Here is a 19,600-nt window from a genome sequence, read left to right as displayed (position 1 = left end):
GAGTATGATCCACAGGCTTTTTGTCTATATATACAGAGAAAAAAGTAAGTTTAACTCTCAAGATAACTTCGATGATTGAGAGTTTTCTTTTTGTAATCAAACATTTAGAGGAAGGTTATGGTAACCATTCGTTTATCTCGTGGCGGAGCTAAAAAACGCCCATTCTATCAAATCGTTGTCGCTGATAGCCGTTCACCACGTGACGGTCGCTTTATTGAGCGCGTAGGCTTTTTCAACCCATTAGCAACAGGTAAGGCTGAGCGTTTACGCTTAGATTTAGAGCGTGTTAATGCGTGGTTAGAAAAAGGTGCATCTTTATCAGATCGCGTTTCTGCTTTAGTGAAAGAAGCTAAAAAAGCAGCGTAATTTGTTCTAATTTATTAGTAACAGTAGAACGAGATAGGTGATGAATATGCAACAACAAAGAATTGAAGTAGTTGGCAAATTAGGCTCAACTTATGGTATTCGTGGTTGGTTACGTATTTATTCATCAACAGAACATGCTGAAAGCATTTTTGATTACCAACCTTGGTTTTTAAAGATTAAAGGGCAATGGCAACCAACTGAATTAGAAAGCTGGCGTTATCACAATAACGATTTGATCGTGAAGTTAAAAAATGTAGATGATCGCGAGGCAGCTCAAGTGTTAGCTAATATTGAAATCGGCGTTGATTTGGCAGTTTTTCCAACGCTCGAAGAAGGCGACTACTATTGGCATGATTTAATCGGCTGTAATGTAGTTAACCTAGAAGGCTATACAATGGGTACTGTAACTGAGATGATGGAAACAGGTTCTAATGATGTACTAGTTGTGCGTGCAAATGCCAAAGATGCTTTTGGGAAACAAGAACGGTTAATCCCGTTTTTGTATGAACAAGTAGTTAAAAGAGTAGATCTCTCCACAAAAACTATCGAAGTGGATTGGGACGCTGGTTTCTAACCTCAGGTATGCTGTTTAGCTTGAGTTGTCGCATTTTGAGATATAAGGATAACTTATGTTAGTTGGGATTATTAGTCTATTCCCCGAAATGTTTCAAGCAATCACAGAATTTGGGGTAACAGGTAGAGCCGTTAAACAAAATCTCTTACAAGTGCAATGTTGGAATCCAAGAGATTTCACTCATGATAAGCACAAAACTGTGGATGATCGTCCTTATGGCGGTGGTCCAGGTATGCTGATGATGGTACAACCGTTACGCGATGCAATTAAAGCGGCGAAAGCGGAAGTAGGAGAAGAGGCGAAAGTGATTTATCTTTCGCCACAAGGACGCAAACTTGATCAGGCTGGAGTAAAAATCCTAGCAGAAAATCAAAAAATGATTTTATTGTGTGGACGTTATGAAGGTATTGATGAACGACTGATTGAAACAGAAGTCGATGAAGAATGGTCAGTTGGTGATTATGTGCTTACAGGTGGTGAATTACCTGCGATGACATTAATTGATGCTGTTGCAAGATTTATCCCTGGTGTACTTGGCAAACAAGCCTCAGCAGAGGAAGATTCTTTTGCTGAAGGTTTATTAGATTGCCCACATTATACGCGTCCTGAAGTGTTAGATGGCTTGGCTGTTCCACCTGTGCTGATGTCGGGAAACCATGAGCAAATTCGTCAATGGCGATTAAAAAAATCCCTTGAGCGAACATGGTTACGACGCCCTGAGCTATTAGAAAGCCTAGCTCTGACTGACGAACAACGTAAGCTGTTAAAACAGATTCAATCTGAACAACAGTAATTGACAAGCTTTTTAATCAATTTTTCTGTCAGTAAATTGGTTAATATAGAATGCCACATATCAGTTCAATCTAGGATTTAAAAAGGTTAATTATTATGAGTAACATCATTAAACAACTTGAACAAGAACAATTAAAACAAAATTTACCTAGCTTCCGCCCAGGTGATACTTTAGAAGTTAAAGTATGGGTTGTTGAAGGTAGCAAACGTCGTCTGCAAGCATTCGAGGGCGTGGTTATTGCAATTCGTAACCGTGGCTTGCATTCTGCATTTACTTTACGCAAAATTTCTAACGGTGTTGGTGTTGAGCGTGTATTCCAAACTCACTCTCCAATCGTTGAAAGTATTTCTGTGAAACGTAAAGGTGCAGTACGTAAAGCGAAACTTTACTACTTACGTGAGCGTTCAGGTAAATCTGCACGTATTAAAGAACGTTTGGGCGATTAATTGGCTCACGAAAAGGCTTGGAATTCCAAGCCTTTTTTCTTTTCCCATTTAATAAAAGTGCGGTCTATTTTTATAAAATTTTATTGGTTAGTTGTATAACCTTAACATGTAGAGATGAGGTGTTGGGGTCATTATTAGGCTGATTTAGAAAATCAATTTGGTTTTCTTTACCTAACTTTTGTTCAGCGGCTCTTTCTGATTTTATTTTGTGATCCCTATCAATAAAATACGATTTTTTAATTCCTAAATTAATGTGAACCACGCATACTGAGTGTAAGATTTTTTGATAGTGAAGCATCATTGTTATTAAAAATATCTTGTTTTGGTGAGTGATTAAAAATATAAGAAGCTGGGGATCAAATTATGGTGGCATTGAAAGCAATTATTGCGCTTATTGGTATTATCGTAGCAGTCTATTTATTAATAAAAAAATATGAAACTCGTACTGTATTAATTGGTGTGGGGTTGTTAATGTCTATTGCAACTCTTAACCCTATGGGGGCGCTCGATGCTTTTGCGAAAAGCATGACGTCGGGAGGGTTGATCATGGCAATCTGTTCTAGTATGGGCTTTGCTTATGTGATGAAATATACTCAATGTGATACACATTTAGTCCATTTATTAACAAAACCATTAAGTGGGTTGAAGTTTTTCTTAATTCCTATCGCAACAATTATTACATTCTTTATTAACATTGCGATTCCTTCTGCAGCAGGTTGTGCAGCAGCAGTTGGAGCAACTTTAATTCCAGTATTAAAAAGTTCAGGCGTGCGCCCAGCAACAGCTGGGGCGGCAATTTTGGCGGGTACTTTTGGATCAATGATGAGTCCAGGGTCTTCTCATTCAGCGATGTTAAGTGAAATGTCAGGCTTAACTGTAACACAAGTTAACTTATCTCATGCACCTTATACAATGATTGCTGGTGCAATTGGGGCAGTTATGTTAACGATTTTAGCTATCGTGTTTAAAGATTATGGTGAAGCACATCGCCAAGCCTATTTAGCAGAAAATAAAGAGAGTGAGCAAAATGCAGAAGGCATGAAAGTGAATATTCTTTATGCATTAGCGCCATTAGTTCCTTTAGTTATTTTAGTCATTGGTGGTACGTCTTTACAAAAAATGCCTGGCTTAGAATGGACTAAAATGGGGGTGCCGCAAGCGATGTTAATTGGTTCATTATATGCGGTAGTGATGACACGTATTTCACCAGCCAAAATCACAAATGAGTTCTTTAATGGAATGGGAAATTCTTATGCTAATGTGTTAGGTATCATTATTGCTGCAAGTGTCTTTGTCGCAGGTCTAAAATCAACAGGTGCCATTGATACTGCTATTGAATTTCTCAAACATTCAAATGAATTTGTCCGTTGGGGAGCAACCGTTGGGCCATTCTTAATGGGTATTGTGACCGGATCGGGAGATGCTGCCGCGATTGCGTTCAATACCGCGGTGACACCTCATGCAGTCGAATTAGGTTATACCCATGTTAATTTAGGTATGGCAGCCGCGATTGCAGGGGCGATAGGACGTACAGCATCACCAATTGCTGGAGTGACGATTGTTTGCGCTGGTTTAGCGATGGTCAGCCCAGTTGAAATGGTTAAACGTACTGTACCAGGCATGATTCTCGCCATCTTATTTTTAGCATTGTTTATGTTGTAATCATAAAGAGGAGTGATTCAATGAGTATAACACTGGAACAACTCATCCAATGGCGTCGTGAATTTCACCGTTTTCCTGAGATTGGTTGGTCTGAGTTTTGGACAACCAGTCGTATTGCTGATTATCTTGAGGAAATGGGGTTTGATATTTTACTTGGTGATAAGATTATTAATCCTGAATTTGTACGTGGTCGCCAGCAAGTTGTTGTCGAAACAGGGTTAGCAAAGGCGATCGCTTATGGCGCAAAAGCAAAATGGCTTGAACAAATGAATGGGTATACTGGTTGTGTAGCGGTATTAGATACTGGTAAACCGGGTAAAACTGTTGCATTACGTTTTGATATTGATTGTGTTAATGTGACTGAAACCACTCATCCTGAGCATATTCCAAACCAATATCATTTCGCTTCGCTTAATGATGGTTTTATGCATGCTTGTGGGCATGATGCGCATATTACAATTGGCTTGGGAACTGCTAAATGGTTAGCTGAAAATAAAAATAAGCTCAGTGGTAAAATTAAAATTGTTTTCCAACCAGCTGAAGAAGGGGTGCGAGGTGCAGCCGCGATTGCTGCAAGTGGTGTAATTGATGATGCAGATTATTTTGCTAGCTCGCACATTAGCTTCTGTGCGGATACTGGGACAATCATTTCGAACCCTAAAAATTTCTTATCTACGACAAAAATTGATATTCGTTATCAAGGTAAACCAGCCCATGCAGGTGCTGCGCCACATCTAGGGCATAATGCTCTACTTGCTGCAGCTCATACTGTCACTCAACTACATGGTATTGCCCGTCATGGTGAAGGGATGACACGAATTAATGTTGGTGTGCTCAATGCTGGTGAAGGGCGTAATGTTATTCCTGCAACCGCACAACTCCAATTAGAAGTTCGAGGTGAAAATAAAGCTATTAATGAATATATGGTTGCACAAGTAATGCAAATTGCTAAAGGTATAGCGATTAGTTTTAATGTCAATTATGAAACCGAGATAATGGGGGAAGCTGTCGATATGGTGAATGATGAAGAACTCATTCAGCTTGTCGAGAAAATCGCGTTACAACAGCCTGATATTAAACGGACTGATGCAGATTATGCGTTTAATGCAAGTGAAGATGCGACGATTCTAGGACGTCGTGTACAAGAGCAAGGTGGCAAAGCGATTTATTTTATTCTCGGTGCAGATCGTACAGCAGGTCATCATCAGGCAGAGTTTGATTTTGATGAAACGCAGTTATTAACAGGTGTGAATATATATACTGCGTTGCTTCAACATTTACTGGCTTAATCTTTGCTAGATTTATTACCTGCTGTAGCATGTGAAATATGTTAAAAAATAGCTGTTTACATAACAGCTATTTTTCTTTTTAGTCTTCAATGTGTTCAGTTAAGAAACCACCACTTTGATGAGCCCACAGTTTGGCATAAAGTCCATTGCGTTCCAGTAATTCACTATGGGTACCTTGTTCTACAATTTGACCTTTATCTAGCACAATCAAACGATCCATTGCCGCGATAGTGGATAAGCGGTGAGCAATCGCAATAACCGTTTTATTTTCCATCATTTTATCGAGACTTTCTTGAATAGCCGCCTCAACTTCAGAATCTAATGCACTGGTCGCCTCATCTAATAATAAAATTGGTGCATCTTTTAACATCACACGTGCAATGGCAATACGTTGACGTTGTCCACCAGATAATTTTACACCGCGTTCACCAACATGTGCATCATAACCAGTGCGCCCTTTGGCATCACTTAACTGTGGAATAAAATCGGCAGCTTCTGCGCGCTGTGCCGCATAAATCATTTCCTCTTCATTGGCATTTGGTCGCCCATAAATAATGTTTTCGCGCACAGAGCGGTGGAGCAATGAGGTATCTTGTGTAACTAAACCAATTTGGCTGCGTAGGCTTTCTTGTAATACATCACAAATGTTTTGCCCATCAATAGTAATTTCCCCTTCTTGTGCTTCATAAAAACGTAAGAGCAAATTAACGATAGTTGATTTGCCTGCGCCAGAGCGTCCAATTAAACCAACTTTCTCACCTGGTTTAATGGTTAAGTTAAAATTTTTGAGTAAAGGTTTATCTGGTGAATAAGCAAAATTCACATTGTTAAATTGAATTTCGCCTTGATTAATATGAATTGGTTTTGCATCAATTTTATCGATAATGGTATGTGGTTTAGTCAGCGTTTCCATTCCATCATTGACTGTGCCAATATTTTCAAATAAGCGTGCGGATTCCCACATGATCCAATGTGATAAGCCATTGACGCGCAATGCCATTGCAATAGCAGTTGCAATAGCGCCAACACCTACACTGCCTTGTTGCCATAAAATGATACCTAAAATTGCAGTTCCTAATGTAAGGCTAATATTGGCAGCATAAGTGAGAATATCTAACGAAGTACCTAAACGCATTTGTGCATGTACTGTTAGCATAAATTCTTCCATTGAACGTTTGGCATAACTGGCTTCTCGTGCACCATGTGAGAATAATTTGACGGTAGCGATATTAGAATAGGCATCTGTAATACGCCCTGTCATTAAGGAACGCGCATCTGCTTGGCGTTCAGCCGTTTTGGCCAATTTCGGAATAAGAATGCGTAAAATAGTTGCAAATATGACAATCCATAAAATGAAAGGCAATAATAACCAATTATCAAGTGTGGCTAAAACAACCCCTGAAGTAATGAAATAAACACAGACATATACAACCATATCCGCCAAAGTCAGTACAGTATCACGGACGGCTAATGCGGTTTGCATCACTTTTGCTGAAACTCGTCCTGCAAATTCGTCTTGATAGAAAGTTAAACTTTGTCCAAGCATCAAGCGGTGGAAATTCCAACGTAAGCGCATTGGAAATACCCCTTGTAAGGTTTGTAGTCGCACAGCAGAAGTCACAAATGCCCATAAGATACTAAATAGTAATAGCGCTGCCATAGCGATGAGTAAATGACCTTTATTTTGCCACAGCGTAGTTGGTGTATATTCACTTAGCCAATCGACTAAAATACCCATAAAACGAAAGACAACACCCTCGACAATTCCGATACCAATATTGAGGAAAGCAAGTAAGAAGATCCAACTTTTCATGCCTTCTAGACTTGACCAAATAAAGCGTACTAATCCCTTTTCAGGCGTTTTAGGTGCTTCGGGAGGATAAGGATTTAAACGATTTTCAAACCATGAATAAATTTTATCAAACATTGTTATCCCTTTAATTTTTTGTGATGAACAGGGTTCAAAACTTGGCAAAAATAGACCGCACTTTAAAACAACTTAAGCGCTTTCATTTGGGCAACGACATCAGCAACTTGGATTTGTGCCATTAAATTTTTACCTTTAAGTTTTGTTGCCCATGGCAGTTCAGCAGAGGACTTACCAAATTCTTGTTGTGCGTTTTGTTCATAGACAGATACCACATTGGCTAAGTTATAGTAAGGTCCTGTTCTTTGTGGGTTATGATAAGCATATAAACCGATAACATCAGTGCCTTGCGTTGTGGCTAAGTGTGCTGGTCCAGAATCAGGTGCGATGACTAAATCGACCAATCCAATTAATGCAGTAAGCTGTTTAAGATTGGTTTTTCCTGATAAATCAATTGGCTGAAAGTCGCATAATGTAATAATTTTTTGCGTCATTTCCATCTCTCGTTTAGCTGGAGAAGAACAAAAAATAACTTGAATATTATGTTGATGAGCAATATTAGCAATTTCAGCATAACGCTCAATTAGCCAATCTTTTTCTGCTTTACTGGAGCAAGGGGAAATCAGTAGATTTTTTCGCATTGGATCAAGATATTGCTTAACTATTTGGCGATCTTGCTCACTGATCTGTAATTGCCATTGTGGTTGTTCAATTGGGACACCTAGATAATCGACAAATGCCATAAAGCCATCAAGCACATGTGGGCTATTCGGCTCAGTAATTTTTCGATTGGTAAAGAGCCATTGTCCTTCTCTGGCTCTTTTTTTGCCAAAGCCAATTTTATAAGTAGCTTTAATGCCTAAGGAAATGATTGAGGCTCGTAAAGCAGTTTGCATATTAAGCAGCGCATCAAACTGTTGTGCTTTAAGTTGTCGCCATAATGCGAAGATGCCTTGCCAACCAGTTTTTTTATCATAAGTAATCAGTTCCACATTCGGAATACCTGCTAATAATTGTGCTTCGGTTTTACCTACGATCCAGCTGATTTTGGTACTTGGCCAATAACGTTGAATTTGCTGCACAGCGGCAAGTGCATGACACACATCACCAATAGCAGATAAACGTAAAATACAGAGCGATCGCGGAGGAGAACTAAAAAGTGCCATAAAACAGTCCATGCAAATAAATCTTGTGTGAATTTTAACTATTTTAAAGTAGAATGTGACTATTCGCTATCTCTGATTTGAACCTACGGCAATATGCTTGAATTTAAACATAAAAATACTTTTTTTCTCTTTAATTTTAAACAGCCTAAGCCTGATCAAGAATCTTTCTTCCAATCACATTTCTGGAAAAAACAAGACCGTATAGTTGGTTCAGCAAAAGGACGTGGTACAACTTGGTTTTTAAAAACAGATGATGTTTTGGGTGTCAATACCGCATTGCGTCATTATTATCGTGGTGGTCTTTGGGGTAAATTCAATCGTGATCGTTATCGTTTTGCGACACTTTCTACAGCGCGTAGTTTTGCTGAATTTAATTTATTAAAACAATTATATGAAGCAGGACTTGCCGTACCGAAACCTATAGGTGCACGTGTTGAAAAGATCGCATTTGGTTTCTATCGTGCTGATTTGTTGACAGAAAAAATTGAAAATGCGGAAGATTTGACCACCTATTTGCAACATTCAACATTGTCTAGTGAGAATTGGCAGAAAATTGGTCGATTGATTCGGCAGCTGCATAATTTACAAGTCTGCCATAGTGATTTAAATGCACATAATATTTTGGTACAACCTCTTGCGGGCAACTGTAAATTTTGGTTATTGGACTTTGATAAAAGTGGTCATCAACTCGGTGACAGTTGGAAAGCTGAGAATTTGCAACGTTTACAGCGCTCTTTTATCAAAGAAGTGGGACGCATGGGCATTCAATTTACTGAACAAGATTGGCAAAATTTGCTACTTGGTTATCACGAATAAGGACATCTTAGATGTCCTTATTGTGTTTAAAAGTGCGGTCACTTTTTCAGATTTTCTAATGCATGAAACACGACTTCTGGTACTAATTGACTGACATCGCCATGGTGTAAATGAATTTCACGGATCATGGTGGATGATACATAGGACCAACGCTCTGATGGTGGAAAAAATAAACTTTCGACGCCATCTGTTAATAAACGATTTAAATGCGCCAGTTGGAGTTCATAATCAAAGTCGCTTGCGCTGCGTACCCCACGAATAATTGCAGTAATTTGACGTTCTTTCACGACATCAGCGAGTAAATCTAAAAAACCAACTACTTCCACATTGGATAGATGAGCAACCGCTTGTTTGACTAATTGCACACGTGTTTCTAAATCAAATAGTGGCTTTTTATTTGGATTGGACGCTACTGCTACAAGGACATTTGGAAATAAACGTGCAGTACGTTGAATGATATCAAGATGACCGTTTGTAATAGGATCAAATGTACCAGGGTAAATCACTGTTATCATAATTACTTACTTAAATAAGGTGCTAATAAATCTAATAAACGTTGTAATGCGCCACGGTTTTCAACCAAGACTTCATAGCCTGCATTGCCATAACGTGCGCGTAATTCAGCAGAGTCTAAAAATTTTTCTACTGCATTGGTGATTGCTTTAGTATTTTCATTAACCTCAAGTGCGCCTTGTACTTGCAGCAATTTAGTAAAGACTTCAGGGAAGTTAAATGTATATTTACCACTCAAGACAGGTAATTTAAAAGTTAAGGGCTCTAATGGATTGTGCCCGCCATGTTTGACTAAGCTACCACCTACGAGCGCAATATCTGCAATACCATAGAGTAACATCAACTCGCCCATTGTATCACCAAGCACCACTTGAGTTGTGGCTGGTGGCGCGATATTTGCACTACGGCGTATATAACGGAATTTATGCTTTTCTATCAATTCTGCTACTGTATTAAAACGTTCTGGATGGCGAGGGACCAGAATGAGTAATAAGTTTGGGTATTTATTCAGTAACAAACGATGGCTTTCTAAAATTAATTCTTCCTCACCTTCATGAGTGCTTGCAGCAATCCACACTGGACGATCTTTTCCCCATTCTGTTTTGAGTGTATTGATCTTTTCTAATAAATTGCCATTAGTGGTCAAGTCATATTTAATATTGCCTGTGTATTTTAAGCGTTCTGGATCGTAACCTAATGCTAAATAACGTTTACCACTGACATCATCTTGTGCGGCAATGAGACTAATATTGTCAAAAACAGGATATAATGATTGCTTGAACCAACCATAGCGTTTTGCCGAGCGAGCAGATAAACGTGCATTTGCAATAATAAAAGGAATATCACGTTTTTTCAGTTGAGTAATTAAGTTTGGCCAAATTTCTGTTTCAATCACAATACAAATTTTGGGTTGAATAAAGCTAATGAAGCGATTAACTGCATCAGGTAAATCATAAGGCAAATAAACATGGGATACGCTTGTTGCAAACGCCGCTTTAACGCGATCTGAACCTGTTGGTGTGACTGTTGTGACAGTAATTGGCAAATCAGGATATTGTAATTGAATACGTTTAATTAATGGTGTGGCAGCGATGACTTCACCTACCGATGCAGCATGAACAATAATGCCATTGGGTTTAGGTGACGTGAGTCCACAATAAAAACCATAGCGTTCATTGAGTCGTTTACGGTAATTGGGCGCTTTTAAGCTACGCCCAAACATAAACAACACAACAATGGGTTGGATTAAATACAATAAGATTGTGTAAAAAAAACGCAACATAGAATAAATATTCGGTTATGTTAAAATGGACAAACTCGCTTTAGTATAAACTGTTGCATTGAAGACATAAAGGATAAAAAGTATGCCAACACTTAGCGTTGCTATGATTGTAAAAAATGAATCAGAACATTTGGCTCAATGTTTAGATACAGTAAAAGATTGGGTCGATGAAATCGTGATTCTAGATTCTGGCAGTACAGATAACACACAAGAAATTGCACTAAGCTATGGGGCAAAATTCTATCAAAACACCGATTGGCAAGGCTTTGGTAGACAGCGTCAATTAGCGCAACAATATGTCACTAGTGATTATGTGCTGTGGTTGGATGCAGATGAACGTGTCACGCCAGAACTACGTTTATCTATTCAACGAGCGGTACAGCAAAATAAAGATAATGTGGTATATAAAATTCCGCGTTTAAGTGAAGTTTTTGGGCGCAAGATTCGTCATTCGGGTTGGTATCCTGATTTTGTATTACGTTTATATAAAACGCAATTTACGCAATATAATGATGATGTCGTGCATGAAAAAGTGATGTTGCCAACTCATGCGGTAGTAGAGAAACTCACGGGTGATTTAGATCACTATACTTATAAAGATATGCATCATTATTTAGTCAAATCCGCAAGTTATGCTAAAGCTTGGGCAGAAAAACGGGAAAAGTTGGGTAAAAAGGGCAGTTTATTTTCTGCCTTTACTCATGCAATTGGTTGCTTCATCAAGATGTATATTATTAAAGCAGGTTTTCTCGACGGTAAACAAGGTTTGCTGCTTGCCATCCTTTCTACTCACTCCACTTTTGTTAAATATGCCGATTTGTGGGTAAGGACAGAAACAAAACGATAAATTTGCATTGAAAAAAGTACAGAATAATCTCTGTACTTTTTTATGCGACATTTCTCACAAAAATACATTTAGATTTTCTAAAGATAACAATTGTTTATTTTTATCAATGTAAATAATAGTATATAGCGATTTCTTAATCAAAAAGGAGTGGCTATGTTAGCTAAAATTGTTAAAAAATCGACCGCACTTTGGATGGATACAAAAGCGCCTTGCGCAATTTATTGGTTATGTACCACAGGTTCACCATTTATTTCGTTTTACTGTGCAACAAGTTGTACTAATGGGAAGGACTGCTCAGTTCGCTTGGTACAGCACACCAAAAAAGTCGACATTACAATTGCAGAACAGTGTTTAGCAACATTAGGCATCGCTCAATTAAAGTAAACGGGGTTGTCTATTCTGATGACAACACATCGGCCAGAGCATAGTATGCAAATTGCGGATCAAGTTATCTTGTTTCATCAAGGCAAAATTATTGCAAATGGCAAACCGAAACAAACATTAACAATAGAAAATTTAGCAATAATTTATCAGTTAGATAAGCAGCTATTACGTAAAAATTTAAGGACAAGTTATGACTAAACTTCAAACCCTTTGGGATATCAATTTTGCTGAATTGTATCGAAATCACTATCAACTTGCAGCAAGAGAGCCAAAAACAGCTCAAGATTGGGATCGCAAAGCAGAGAAAATGCAACAGTCTGAATACGATCTACATAACGAATATGTTAGCGCCTTTGCTAGTCGAATGGAGCTCACCGAAGAAGATACTTTACTTGATGTTGGTTGCGGTGGTGGCGCAATTTCTTTAACGGTTGCTGCGCAGATTAAGCAAGTATATGCTCTGGATTATAGTGAAGGTATGTTATCCGTATTGCAACAACGCGCAAAAGCCTTAGGCTTTTACAATGTACAAGCACTGTGTAAATCTTGGGAAGACAATTGGGATGATGTACCTGAATGTGATATTTGCGTATCGTCACGTTCTTCTATGGTGGCAGATTTAGATCAGGCGATAGATAAACTGAATGCTAAAGCAAAGAAAGCGGTGTATATGACAATGATTGTGGAAAAAGATTTTATCGCTCGAGATATTTTGCAATATATTGGACGAGATTCTGTTGGTTTTCCTAATTACATGTATGCGTTAAATTTACTGCATCAGAAAGGTTACTACGCATCCGTTGATTTTATTACGGCAGAATGCGGGTTGGTTCAGTCAGAAAAAATGGATGAGCAAAGTTTTATTCAATCTGTCCAGTGGTCTATTGGTGAGTTGAGTGAGCAAGAAATAGCAAAACTCAAAGATTATTATACCAAACATCCAAATCTCACTTCTGCGCGTAGTGATTTTAAAATTTGGGCGTTTGTCAGTTGGAAAAAAGCAAAAAAGTGACCGCACTTTTGAGAGAATAAAAAAGCAGATCGAAGATCTGCTTTTTGGTTGAAAGAAATCAAATTAGCTTTTTGCTTTTGCTGCTGCTTTTACGATCACAGCAAATGCGGGTGCTTTTAGTGACGCGCCGCCCACTAATGCACCGTCGATATCGGGTTGTGTGAATAATTCTGCTGCATTCGCATCATTGACTGAACCACCGTATTGAATAATCACTTGCGCTGCTACTGCTTGATCTTTCTTCGCGATATGAGCACGGATAAAAGCGTGAACAGCTTGTGCTTGTGCAGGAGTCGCTGATTTGCCAGTACCAATTGCCCAAATTGGCTCGTAAGCAATCACTGCACCGTTAAATGCTTCTGCACCTAACGTATTTAGTACGGCGTCAATTTGACGTGCGCACACTTCTTCTGTTTTGCCTGCTTCATTTTCTGCTTCACTTTCACCGATACATAATACAGGTGTTAAACCGGCTTGTTTTAATGCTGCGAATTTTTTTGCGATCAACTCATCGCTTTCTTTATGATAGGTACGACGCTCAGAGTGACCAATGATGATGTATTGTGCGCCAAAATCTTTTAACATTTCAGTTGAGATATCGCCCGTAAACGCACCTTGTACATTAACATCAACGTTTTGTGCGCCAAGCGCGATAGTTTTGCTGCCACAGCTGCAACTGCATTTTAATGCAGCTTCAGCTTCAGCTAAATACATGACTGGTGGTGCAATTGCGACATCACAACCTTCAACATCGGCTAATTCTGCTTTTAAGCCCTCGATTAATTCTTTTGTGAATGCTTTGCTACCGTTTAATTTCCAGTTACCCATAACTAAAGGACGACGAGCCATAATTTTTCTCCGTATTAAATTAATAAAAAATGACCGCATTACTATATCAAATTTTTTATTTAGTTCTGTTGATTTTAGGCAAATTTGAAAAATTTTTTTGGTAAAAGGTGATTATTTTGTTTTAAAAAGCTACAATCCACTGTATAGATTTGACAAAAAATACCCGATTGTGACGAAAATGAAAATTTTTAAAGCTGAACAATGGAATTTAGACATTCTATTACCGCTCTTTGAGCAATATCGCCTTTCTCATGGAATGCTGGAAAATCCTGACCGCACTTTAGTCTTTTTGACCAATCGTATTCGTTTTAGTGAAAGCATTTTCTTTATTGCAGTTAATGAAAACCAGCAAGCACTTGGTTTCATTCAGCTCTATCCTCGTCTTTCTTCTCTTCAATTACAACGTTATTGGCAATTAACGGATATTTTTGTATTACCTGACTCAAATTACGCAGAAATTTATGCGGCGTTGATTGCAAAAGCAAAAGAGTTTGTACGTTATACACAATCCAAACGTTTAGTTGTCGAGCAAGGACAGCAGCAACAAACTATCTTAGAAGCAGAGGGATTCAAAATTAATCCAAAGAAAAGTATTTTTGAGTTGAGTTTATAATGCTTTCAACCTGTTTATTTAGCGAGAGGAGAAAAGTATGTCTTCAACTAAAGGATATCTTAATTTTGTTTTAGAACAACTATCTGGTTTAGACGATATTCAATATCGGGCAATGATGGGTGAGTTTGTAATTTATTATCGTCAGAAAATTATTGGCGGGATTTATGACGATCGTTTTCTTATTAAACCGGTGAAATCCGCTATTTCAATGGTATTGAATCCTATTTATGAGTCGCCTTATGAAGGTGGCAAAGCAATGCTTTTAGTTGAGGAAGTCGATGATAAAGTATTTTTAACTCAGTTAATTACCAAGATGTATGAAGAATTACCAGAACCAAAGAAAAAGAAGATAAAAAATAAAAGTGTCGTTTGATTTATTTCATCCACAGAAGAAAAATGCAGCACTATATTAAACACCTTGATTCACAATTCCGATCTATCTTAAATGGTTATAAACCTATTGAACAACAAGCTAAGTTAGATGTTCGACAGTTCAATCTTTCCTATCTTATTCCGCTTGCCTATAGTGCTTATCAATCTGAATATTATCAAACTCGAATGTATGCAGTTTTTCTATTTGGTTATCTGTCTTTAGAAGACGGGATTTTAGCTTTCTTGAAAAATGAAGTGGCTAAAGATGATAACTGGCGGGTACAAGAAGTATTAGCAAAAGCCTTTGATGAGTATTGTAAACGACGAGGTTATAAATATGCATTAGAAGTGATTGATGAGTGGCTGCATTGTGAGATTGCAAATGTACGACGCGCAGTGACATAAGGATTAAGGATTTGGACTGGACGTGATTATTTTAGGGATAATCCAACCACGGCAATTAGCCGATTAGCCGATTAGCCGGTTTAAAAGAAGATACGAGTGAGTATGTCCGTAAGTCAGTGGGTAATGCATTACGTGATATTAGTAAGATATATCCTGATTTAATTAAGCAAGAGTTAGCCAGTTGGCAGTTAGAAAACAAAGAAATTAGACAAGTATATCAGTTGGCAAGTCGCTTTATTTAAGTAAAAGAGAAGCCGTGAATGTTTGCAAAGTTTCATTTTAATAAGGCAGATACGACTTCAGGGATCGCTTGCGGATTCGGGATTAAAATCTGTTTGTGTCGATTGAGTTCGCCTTTTTCTAATACAATACTGCTTTTGGGTACTTTGAATGTTTTACTTAAAAACTTCAGTAGGTGTGCATTAGCTTGCCCGTCAATTGGTGGGGCTGTGATAGTGATTTTGAGTTCGCTGTCATGTAATCCCACAATTTGATCTTTACTGGCTTTCGGTTGCAGAAAAATTCGCAACCGTAAGTTTTCGCCTTGTTTTTCTACCGCTGATGCCGTTATTGTCACAAAATTCCTTTAAAACTGACCGCACTTTTAGTAGCTAGCTAATAACCAATAAACACCGAATAGATCAAGCAGCACTTTATCTAAGAAAAATAAGGCAAAAGCTAATAGCATTGGTGAAAAATCTATCATTCCTGTATTAGGTAAAATGCGTTGAATTGGGTTTAGCAGTGGAGTTGTGAGTTGATGGAGAACAAATTGCATTGGATTTGGCGAGCGATTGAACCAACTCATTATTGCGCCAAGTAGCAGTACATAGAAAATTGCTTTACCACAAGTACGTACTAGGGTGAGTAAGCCAATGAATGCATAATCCAACATATCTGCGTTGCTGATAAATAAATTACCAACAAAATGTGCTAATGGAAATTTAATACTAAATAATAGAAAAGCGAAAATAAGCGCAGATAAGTCAATATGTTTGATTGTTGGAATAAAGGTACGCAAAGGAGATAAGATAGGTTGGGTAATTTTGACTAAGCCCTGTGAGAGTGGATTGTAGAAATCCACTCGACTAAATTGAAACCATGCGCGTAGAATTAAAATAAATCCATATACATCAATCAGTGTAAAAATTAAAACTTGTAATGCGTTCATTGTATTACCTTAAATTTTATAACCAACCTTTACGTTTAAAATACCAATATGGAGCAAATGCAGCAAGTGCCATTAAACCTAATGCCATCGGATAACCAAATTTTAACCCGATTTCTGGCATCACTTCGAAGTTCATTCCATAATTTGAGGCAACTAATGTTGGTGGCAGGAAAATAACTGACACAACCGAGAAGATTTTGATAATACGGTTTTGTTCAATGCTGATAAAGCCCATTGCCGCTTGCATTAAGAAATTGACCCGCTGAAATAGGGATTCATTATGCGGTTGGAGGGATTCAATATCGCGTAAAATTTCGCGTGCTTGTTCAAGCTGGTTTGCCGGCAAGCGTGTTTTACGTACCAAGAAGCTTAATGCTCGTTGTGTATCCATCAAACATAAGCGTACTTTAGAACTTGCATCTTCTTGTTCAGTTAACGTCGCAAGTGCTTGATCAAATGCTTCGCCTTGTGTGCCATCTAAAATGACTCGGCTTAATTTTTCTAAATCAGAATACACGGTTTCGATAACATCTGCCAATTGCTCAATTTTGGTTTCAAATAAATCTAATAAAACCTCATAAGCATTACATTCAATTAATCGTTGATTACGTGAACGCATGCGATATAAACGAAACGCAGGGAGTTCACGATCGCGTAAAGTAAAGAGGCGACCATCACGTACAGTAAAAGCCACGCTAGCTAAATCAGCATAATCTTCTTCATCTTCACAATAGAAGAAAGAGTGAAGGTGTAAACCATCTTCATCTTCAAAGAAACGTGCGGAAGCTTCGATATCTTCTAATTCAAGAAAGGTTGCAAGGCTTTGTCCTAGGCTTTCTTGTAAAATTTCGCGCTCTTCGCTAGTCGGTTCGAGAAGATCGAGCCAGATTGCATTATTGAGTTGAGTAGTTTCAGCTTCGTCAATGCGCACAAGGCGAGCGTCTTCAAGAGTGAAAGCATTAATCATTTTGTCATACTCCTTAATTGGATTATGAACAACGCAATGAACAAAAGAAATCAAACAAAAATCAGCTGTGATAGCAAAAGGATAATTCATTTTTCGTTTGATTATTAGTTATTGGTATTTCAATAACCATAAAAAGATGCCGAATAAAATGGTGTTAGAAATGATCTATCAGCGAACTTCGCTGATATAAAAGGCAACAGCGAAAGTTACAGTAAAAATATAATTCGGTATCGACTGTGACTGTCCAAAGTGTGTGTCCTCATATTACTAAATCGGGGCGAATGTTACGCTTGAAAGGCTGATTCGTCAAGGAATTATGTTCAGGTTTAAAGAATTATTCTCTGATTAAAATGAAAAAGGCGAACAATTATGTTCGCCTTTTCAGTAATTTATGCTTCTTTTGCTGGATATTCCCACCAAATATCGAATAATTGACTGATTTCGATCTGTTGTAGACCGTTTTTCTCTAACCATTCTTTTACTAAAGTGCGGTGGCTTTCATCACATTTTCCAAGTGCTTCTAGGCAAACTAAACCTTCCCAATGTAAGTAACCACTTCCTTCATAAGCTAAACCATTTGGCTGGATAACTTCACGAATAAAACGATCAACTACTTCATCAATTTGTTCAATGGCTGTACCTTCTGCGAATTGCCAATTCACTAAGAAGCCTAACTCCTGGAATTCAGCAAGGTGCATTTTTTTACGTTGTCTTCTGTTACGTTTGATCGCCATTTTCGATTCTCCTCTCTGTTGGCTGATAAATTTTTAAAAGTGCGGTATGTTTTTTATTTTTAGTGAAATATAAATCCCACACACCATGACCTAAACGATGTCCGCGTTGTTCAAATTTCGTTAGTGGGCGAAATTCGGGACGAGGAATGTAATCATTTGTTATTGAAGTATTCTTTAACTCTTTGACTTGTTGTAGTACTGTCAACATATGCTCAGCATAGTTTTCCCAATCCGTCGCCATGTGAATAAATCCACCTTGAGCAAGTTTTTGGCTAATTTTTTCCACAAAATGCGTTTGTACAATTCGACGTTTATGATGTTTTGTTTTATGCCAAGGATCGGGGAAGAATAACTGTAGCCCAGCTAGACTATGATCTGCAATACAGTCACGTAAAATTTCAGTTGCGTCATGACAGATGACACGTAAGTTTTTGACGTCCTTTTCTACTGCATTCGCAATACAAGCTCCCACACCCGGCGTATGTACTTCAATACCTAGATAATTGAAATGAGGATTTTGGCGTGCCATTTCGACTAAAGAATGTCCCATGCCAAACCCAATCTCTAAAATCACTGGATTATCATTAGCATAAATTGATTTAAAATCAAAAAGTTGATTTTGGTGCTCTAAACCATAAAAGTGCCAATGTTGATTCATCGCATGTTTTTGAAACTCACTGAGACGACCAGTGCGTAAAACAAAACTGCGAATTTTACGTTTGTAGCGCCCATCTTCAGTAAACTCAGCAACTTCAACTGTTTTGCGTTTTTGATCAGCAAAAGTTGTTGATTGGACTAATTCTTGTTTATTAAATGACATATTTTTTGTTTATAATGACCAAATTTGCTGCGAATTATACGGCTTTTGCTGAAAAATACAAAGGTTGTGCAATTGCATGGTCAGCTTTGTTTTTATTTATGTTGGAGAAAGCTTATGAATATGTCGTCAAAATATCCAAAACCAATGATTTATTTACACTGGCTCACTTTACTTTGTGTTTTAGTCGCTTATTTTACTGGTGACTATCCACCTGCTGATGGATTGATTGGTGAGATTCATGTATTTAGCGGTCTATTATTAATATTATTATTTATTGCTCGTATTCCATTGCGCATTATTTATCGCGATGTGCTACCGCAGCATAATTTATCATTTTTACAGCATATTGCTGCACATTCGGTGCAAATGCTGTTATATCTTTGTATGTTGCTGACGCCGATTTTAGGTTATTTAACACTAACTGCCGATGTTGATGATTTCATGTTATTCGGTATGGCTTTACCTTATTTTAGTGTCGATATTATTTTAGGCAAGGCACATCAACTATTCGCCAATAGTTTCATTGCATTAGCGGGACTACATGCAATTGCCGCATTATTTCATCACTTTATATTAAAAGATGGTGTGTTAAAAAGTATGTCACTACATTAATTTTGTGATAGGAAGAAAAGTGCACTCGATTTAGTCAGCA

26 protein-coding genes are annotated in these 19,600 nt (G+C 37.9%); 16 read left to right on the top strand and 10 right to left on the bottom strand.

All coding sequences use genetic code 11. The features are described from left to right. Window positions 1-117 precede the first annotated feature (117 nt). The 6 genes from rpsP (at window position 118) to C0975_RS06150 (ending at window position 5,130) form a co-directional block, all read left to right on the top strand. Window positions 118-366 carry a 30S ribosomal protein S16 gene (gene rpsP / locus C0975_RS06180; protein WP_101775520.1) on the top strand — a complete coding sequence of 83 codons (249 nt, stop codon included), beginning with the start codon at window positions 118-120 and terminating at the stop codon, window positions 364-366. Window positions 367-412: 46 nt separating this feature from the next. Next, on the top strand, window positions 413-940 hold the full coding sequence (gene rimM / locus C0975_RS06175) for a ribosome maturation factor RimM (protein ID WP_101775519.1): 528 nt from the start codon (window positions 413-415) through the stop codon (window positions 938-940). A 55-nt stretch (window positions 941-995) separates the two neighbouring features. Continuing rightward, the gene (gene trmD, locus C0975_RS06170) at window positions 996-1,733 is read left to right on the top strand and encodes a tRNA (guanosine(37)-N1)-methyltransferase TrmD (RefSeq protein WP_101775518.1); all 738 of its coding nucleotides are present in this window, start codon (window positions 996-998) and stop codon (window positions 1,731-1,733) included. Window positions 1,734-1,828: 95 nt separating this feature from the next. After that, on the top strand, window positions 1,829-2,179 hold the full coding sequence (rplS, locus tag C0975_RS06165) for a 50S ribosomal protein L19 (RefSeq protein WP_101775517.1): 351 nt from the start codon (window positions 1,829-1,831) through the stop codon (window positions 2,177-2,179). Between the two features lie 363 nt (window positions 2,180-2,542). Further along, window positions 2,543-3,841, top strand: coding sequence for a C4-dicarboxylate transporter DcuC (gene dcuC, locus C0975_RS06155; RefSeq protein ID WP_101775515.1), 1,299 nt, complete (start codon window positions 2,543-2,545; stop codon window positions 3,839-3,841). Between the two features lie 20 nt (window positions 3,842-3,861). Further along, window positions 3,862-5,130: a M20 family metallo-hydrolase gene (locus C0975_RS06150; protein ID WP_101775514.1), complete on the top strand. Its 1,269-nt coding sequence runs from the start codon at window positions 3,862-3,864 to the stop codon at window positions 5,128-5,130. 79 nt (window positions 5,131-5,209) lie between these two features. Here the strand turns inward: C0975_RS06150 and C0975_RS06145 are convergent, their stop codons facing one another. Both C0975_RS06145 and C0975_RS06140 read right to left on the bottom strand, forming a co-directional pair. Further along, window positions 5,210-7,057 (bottom strand): ABC transporter ATP-binding protein, encoded by a 1,848-nt coding sequence (locus tag C0975_RS06145; protein ID WP_101775513.1) that lies wholly within the window; start codon window positions 7,055-7,057, stop codon window positions 5,210-5,212. 62 nt (window positions 7,058-7,119) lie between these two features. Next, entirely contained in the window at window positions 7,120-8,163 is a 1,044-nt protein-coding gene (locus tag C0975_RS06140; RefSeq protein ID WP_101775512.1) for a glycosyltransferase family 9 protein, read from the bottom strand. A gap of 93 nt (window positions 8,164-8,256) precedes the next feature. On the opposite strand from C0975_RS06140, the gene C0975_RS06135 reads away from it, so the two are divergent. After that, window positions 8,257-8,979 (top strand): 3-deoxy-D-manno-octulosonic acid kinase, encoded by a 723-nt coding sequence (locus C0975_RS06135; RefSeq protein ID WP_101775511.1) that lies wholly within the window; start codon window positions 8,257-8,259, stop codon window positions 8,977-8,979. A gap of 38 nt (window positions 8,980-9,017) precedes the next feature. Here the strand turns inward: C0975_RS06135 and coaD are convergent, their stop codons facing one another. After that, window positions 9,018-9,494, bottom strand: a complete 477-nt coding sequence (coaD, locus tag C0975_RS06130) for a pantetheine-phosphate adenylyltransferase (protein ID WP_101775510.1) — start codon at window positions 9,492-9,494, stop codon at window positions 9,018-9,020. Between the two features lie 2 nt (window positions 9,495-9,496). Continuing rightward, the gene (gene waaA / locus C0975_RS06125; protein ID WP_101775509.1) at window positions 9,497-10,774 is read right to left on the bottom strand and encodes a lipid IV(A) 3-deoxy-D-manno-octulosonic acid transferase; all 1,278 of its coding nucleotides are present in this window, start codon (window positions 10,772-10,774) and stop codon (window positions 9,497-9,499) included. A gap of 82 nt (window positions 10,775-10,856) precedes the next feature. On the opposite strand from waaA, the gene C0975_RS06120 reads away from it, so the two are divergent. From C0975_RS06120 to C0975_RS06110, 4 genes are all read left to right on the top strand, one after another. Then, window positions 10,857-11,621: a glycosyltransferase family 2 protein gene (locus tag C0975_RS06120; RefSeq protein ID WP_101775508.1), complete on the top strand. Its 765-nt coding sequence runs from the start codon at window positions 10,857-10,859 to the stop codon at window positions 11,619-11,621. A 153-nt stretch (window positions 11,622-11,774) separates the two neighbouring features. Then, complete coding sequence (locus C0975_RS11600) at window positions 11,775-12,005, top strand: hypothetical protein (RefSeq protein ID WP_245853318.1); 231 nt, start codon at window positions 11,775-11,777, stop codon at window positions 12,003-12,005. An 18-nt stretch (window positions 12,006-12,023) separates the two neighbouring features. After that, window positions 12,024-12,203, top strand: a complete 180-nt coding sequence (locus C0975_RS11595) for an ATP-binding cassette domain-containing protein (RefSeq protein WP_245853315.1) — start codon at window positions 12,024-12,026, stop codon at window positions 12,201-12,203. Continuing rightward, a complete protein-coding gene (locus C0975_RS06110; protein ID WP_101775507.1) occupies window positions 12,196-13,017 on the top strand; it encodes a class I SAM-dependent methyltransferase in 822 nt (273 codons plus the stop codon). Before C0975_RS11595 ends, C0975_RS06110 begins: the two co-directional genes overlap by 8 nt. Window positions 13,018-13,080: 63 nt before the next feature. On the opposite strand, the gene tpiA is transcribed toward C0975_RS06110, so the two are convergent. Further along, entirely contained in the window at window positions 13,081-13,866 is a 786-nt protein-coding gene (gene tpiA, locus C0975_RS06105) for a triose-phosphate isomerase (protein ID WP_101775506.1), read from the bottom strand. Window positions 13,867-14,044: 178 nt separating this feature from the next. Between tpiA and C0975_RS06100 the strand changes: the two genes are divergently transcribed. The 4 genes from C0975_RS06100 to C0975_RS11685 all read left to right on the top strand — a co-directional run bounded on the left by C0975_RS06100 (window position 14,045) and on the right by C0975_RS11685 (window position 15,498). Beyond that, window positions 14,045-14,479 carry a GNAT family N-acetyltransferase gene (locus C0975_RS06100; protein WP_101775505.1) on the top strand — a complete coding sequence of 145 codons (435 nt, stop codon included), beginning with the start codon at window positions 14,045-14,047 and terminating at the stop codon, window positions 14,477-14,479. 37 nt (window positions 14,480-14,516) lie between these two features. Further along, complete coding sequence (locus C0975_RS06095; RefSeq protein WP_101775504.1) at window positions 14,517-14,852, top strand: TfoX/Sxy family protein; 336 nt, start codon at window positions 14,517-14,519, stop codon at window positions 14,850-14,852. 23 nt (window positions 14,853-14,875) lie between these two features. Then, the gene (locus C0975_RS11590; RefSeq protein ID WP_245853313.1) at window positions 14,876-15,256 is read left to right on the top strand and encodes a hypothetical protein; all 381 of its coding nucleotides are present in this window, start codon (window positions 14,876-14,878) and stop codon (window positions 15,254-15,256) included. A 116-nt stretch (window positions 15,257-15,372) separates the two neighbouring features. Beyond that, window positions 15,373-15,498 carry a hypothetical protein gene (locus C0975_RS11685; RefSeq protein ID WP_281255523.1) on the top strand — a complete coding sequence of 42 codons (126 nt, stop codon included), beginning with the start codon at window positions 15,373-15,375 and terminating at the stop codon, window positions 15,496-15,498. Window positions 15,499-15,530: 32 nt separating this feature from the next. On the opposite strand, the gene yggU is transcribed toward C0975_RS11685, so the two are convergent. The 5 genes from yggU to trmB all read right to left on the bottom strand — a co-directional run bounded on the left by yggU (window position 15,531) and on the right by trmB (window position 18,948). Then, a complete protein-coding gene (gene yggU, locus C0975_RS06085) occupies window positions 15,531-15,827 on the bottom strand; it encodes a DUF167 family protein YggU (RefSeq protein WP_101775733.1) in 297 nt (98 codons plus the stop codon). A gap of 33 nt (window positions 15,828-15,860) precedes the next feature. Next, window positions 15,861-16,427 carry a YggT family protein gene (locus C0975_RS06080; protein WP_101775503.1) on the bottom strand — a complete coding sequence of 189 codons (567 nt, stop codon included), beginning with the start codon at window positions 16,425-16,427 and terminating at the stop codon, window positions 15,861-15,863. 16 nt (window positions 16,428-16,443) lie between these two features. Beyond that, on the bottom strand, window positions 16,444-17,394 hold the full coding sequence (gene corA / locus C0975_RS06075) for a magnesium/cobalt transporter CorA (RefSeq protein WP_101775502.1): 951 nt from the start codon (window positions 17,392-17,394) through the stop codon (window positions 16,444-16,446). 389 nt (window positions 17,395-17,783) lie between these two features. Further along, complete coding sequence (locus tag C0975_RS06070) at window positions 17,784-18,128, bottom strand: YggL family protein (RefSeq protein ID WP_049214836.1); 345 nt, start codon at window positions 18,126-18,128, stop codon at window positions 17,784-17,786. Beyond that, window positions 18,112-18,948, bottom strand: coding sequence for a tRNA (guanosine(46)-N7)-methyltransferase TrmB (trmB, locus tag C0975_RS06065; protein ID WP_101775501.1), 837 nt, complete (start codon window positions 18,946-18,948; stop codon window positions 18,112-18,114). Before trmB ends, C0975_RS06070 begins: the two co-directional genes overlap by 17 nt. 114 nt (window positions 18,949-19,062) lie before the next feature. Here trmB and C0975_RS06060 point away from each other — a divergent pair, with 114 nt between their 5' ends. Further along, window positions 19,063-19,560 carry a cytochrome b gene (locus tag C0975_RS06060; protein ID WP_245853312.1) on the top strand — a complete coding sequence of 166 codons (498 nt, stop codon included), beginning with the start codon at window positions 19,063-19,065 and terminating at the stop codon, window positions 19,558-19,560. Window positions 19,561-19,600: the final 40 nt, after the last annotated feature.

It is taken from the genome of Pasteurella oralis, assembly GCF_002850605.1.
GTDB classification, from domain to species: Bacteria; Pseudomonadota; Gammaproteobacteria; order Enterobacterales; family Pasteurellaceae; genus Pasteurella; species Pasteurella oralis.
Note: the sequence above shows the minus strand (reverse complement) of the source record. Positions and strands in the feature narration are given on the sequence as shown.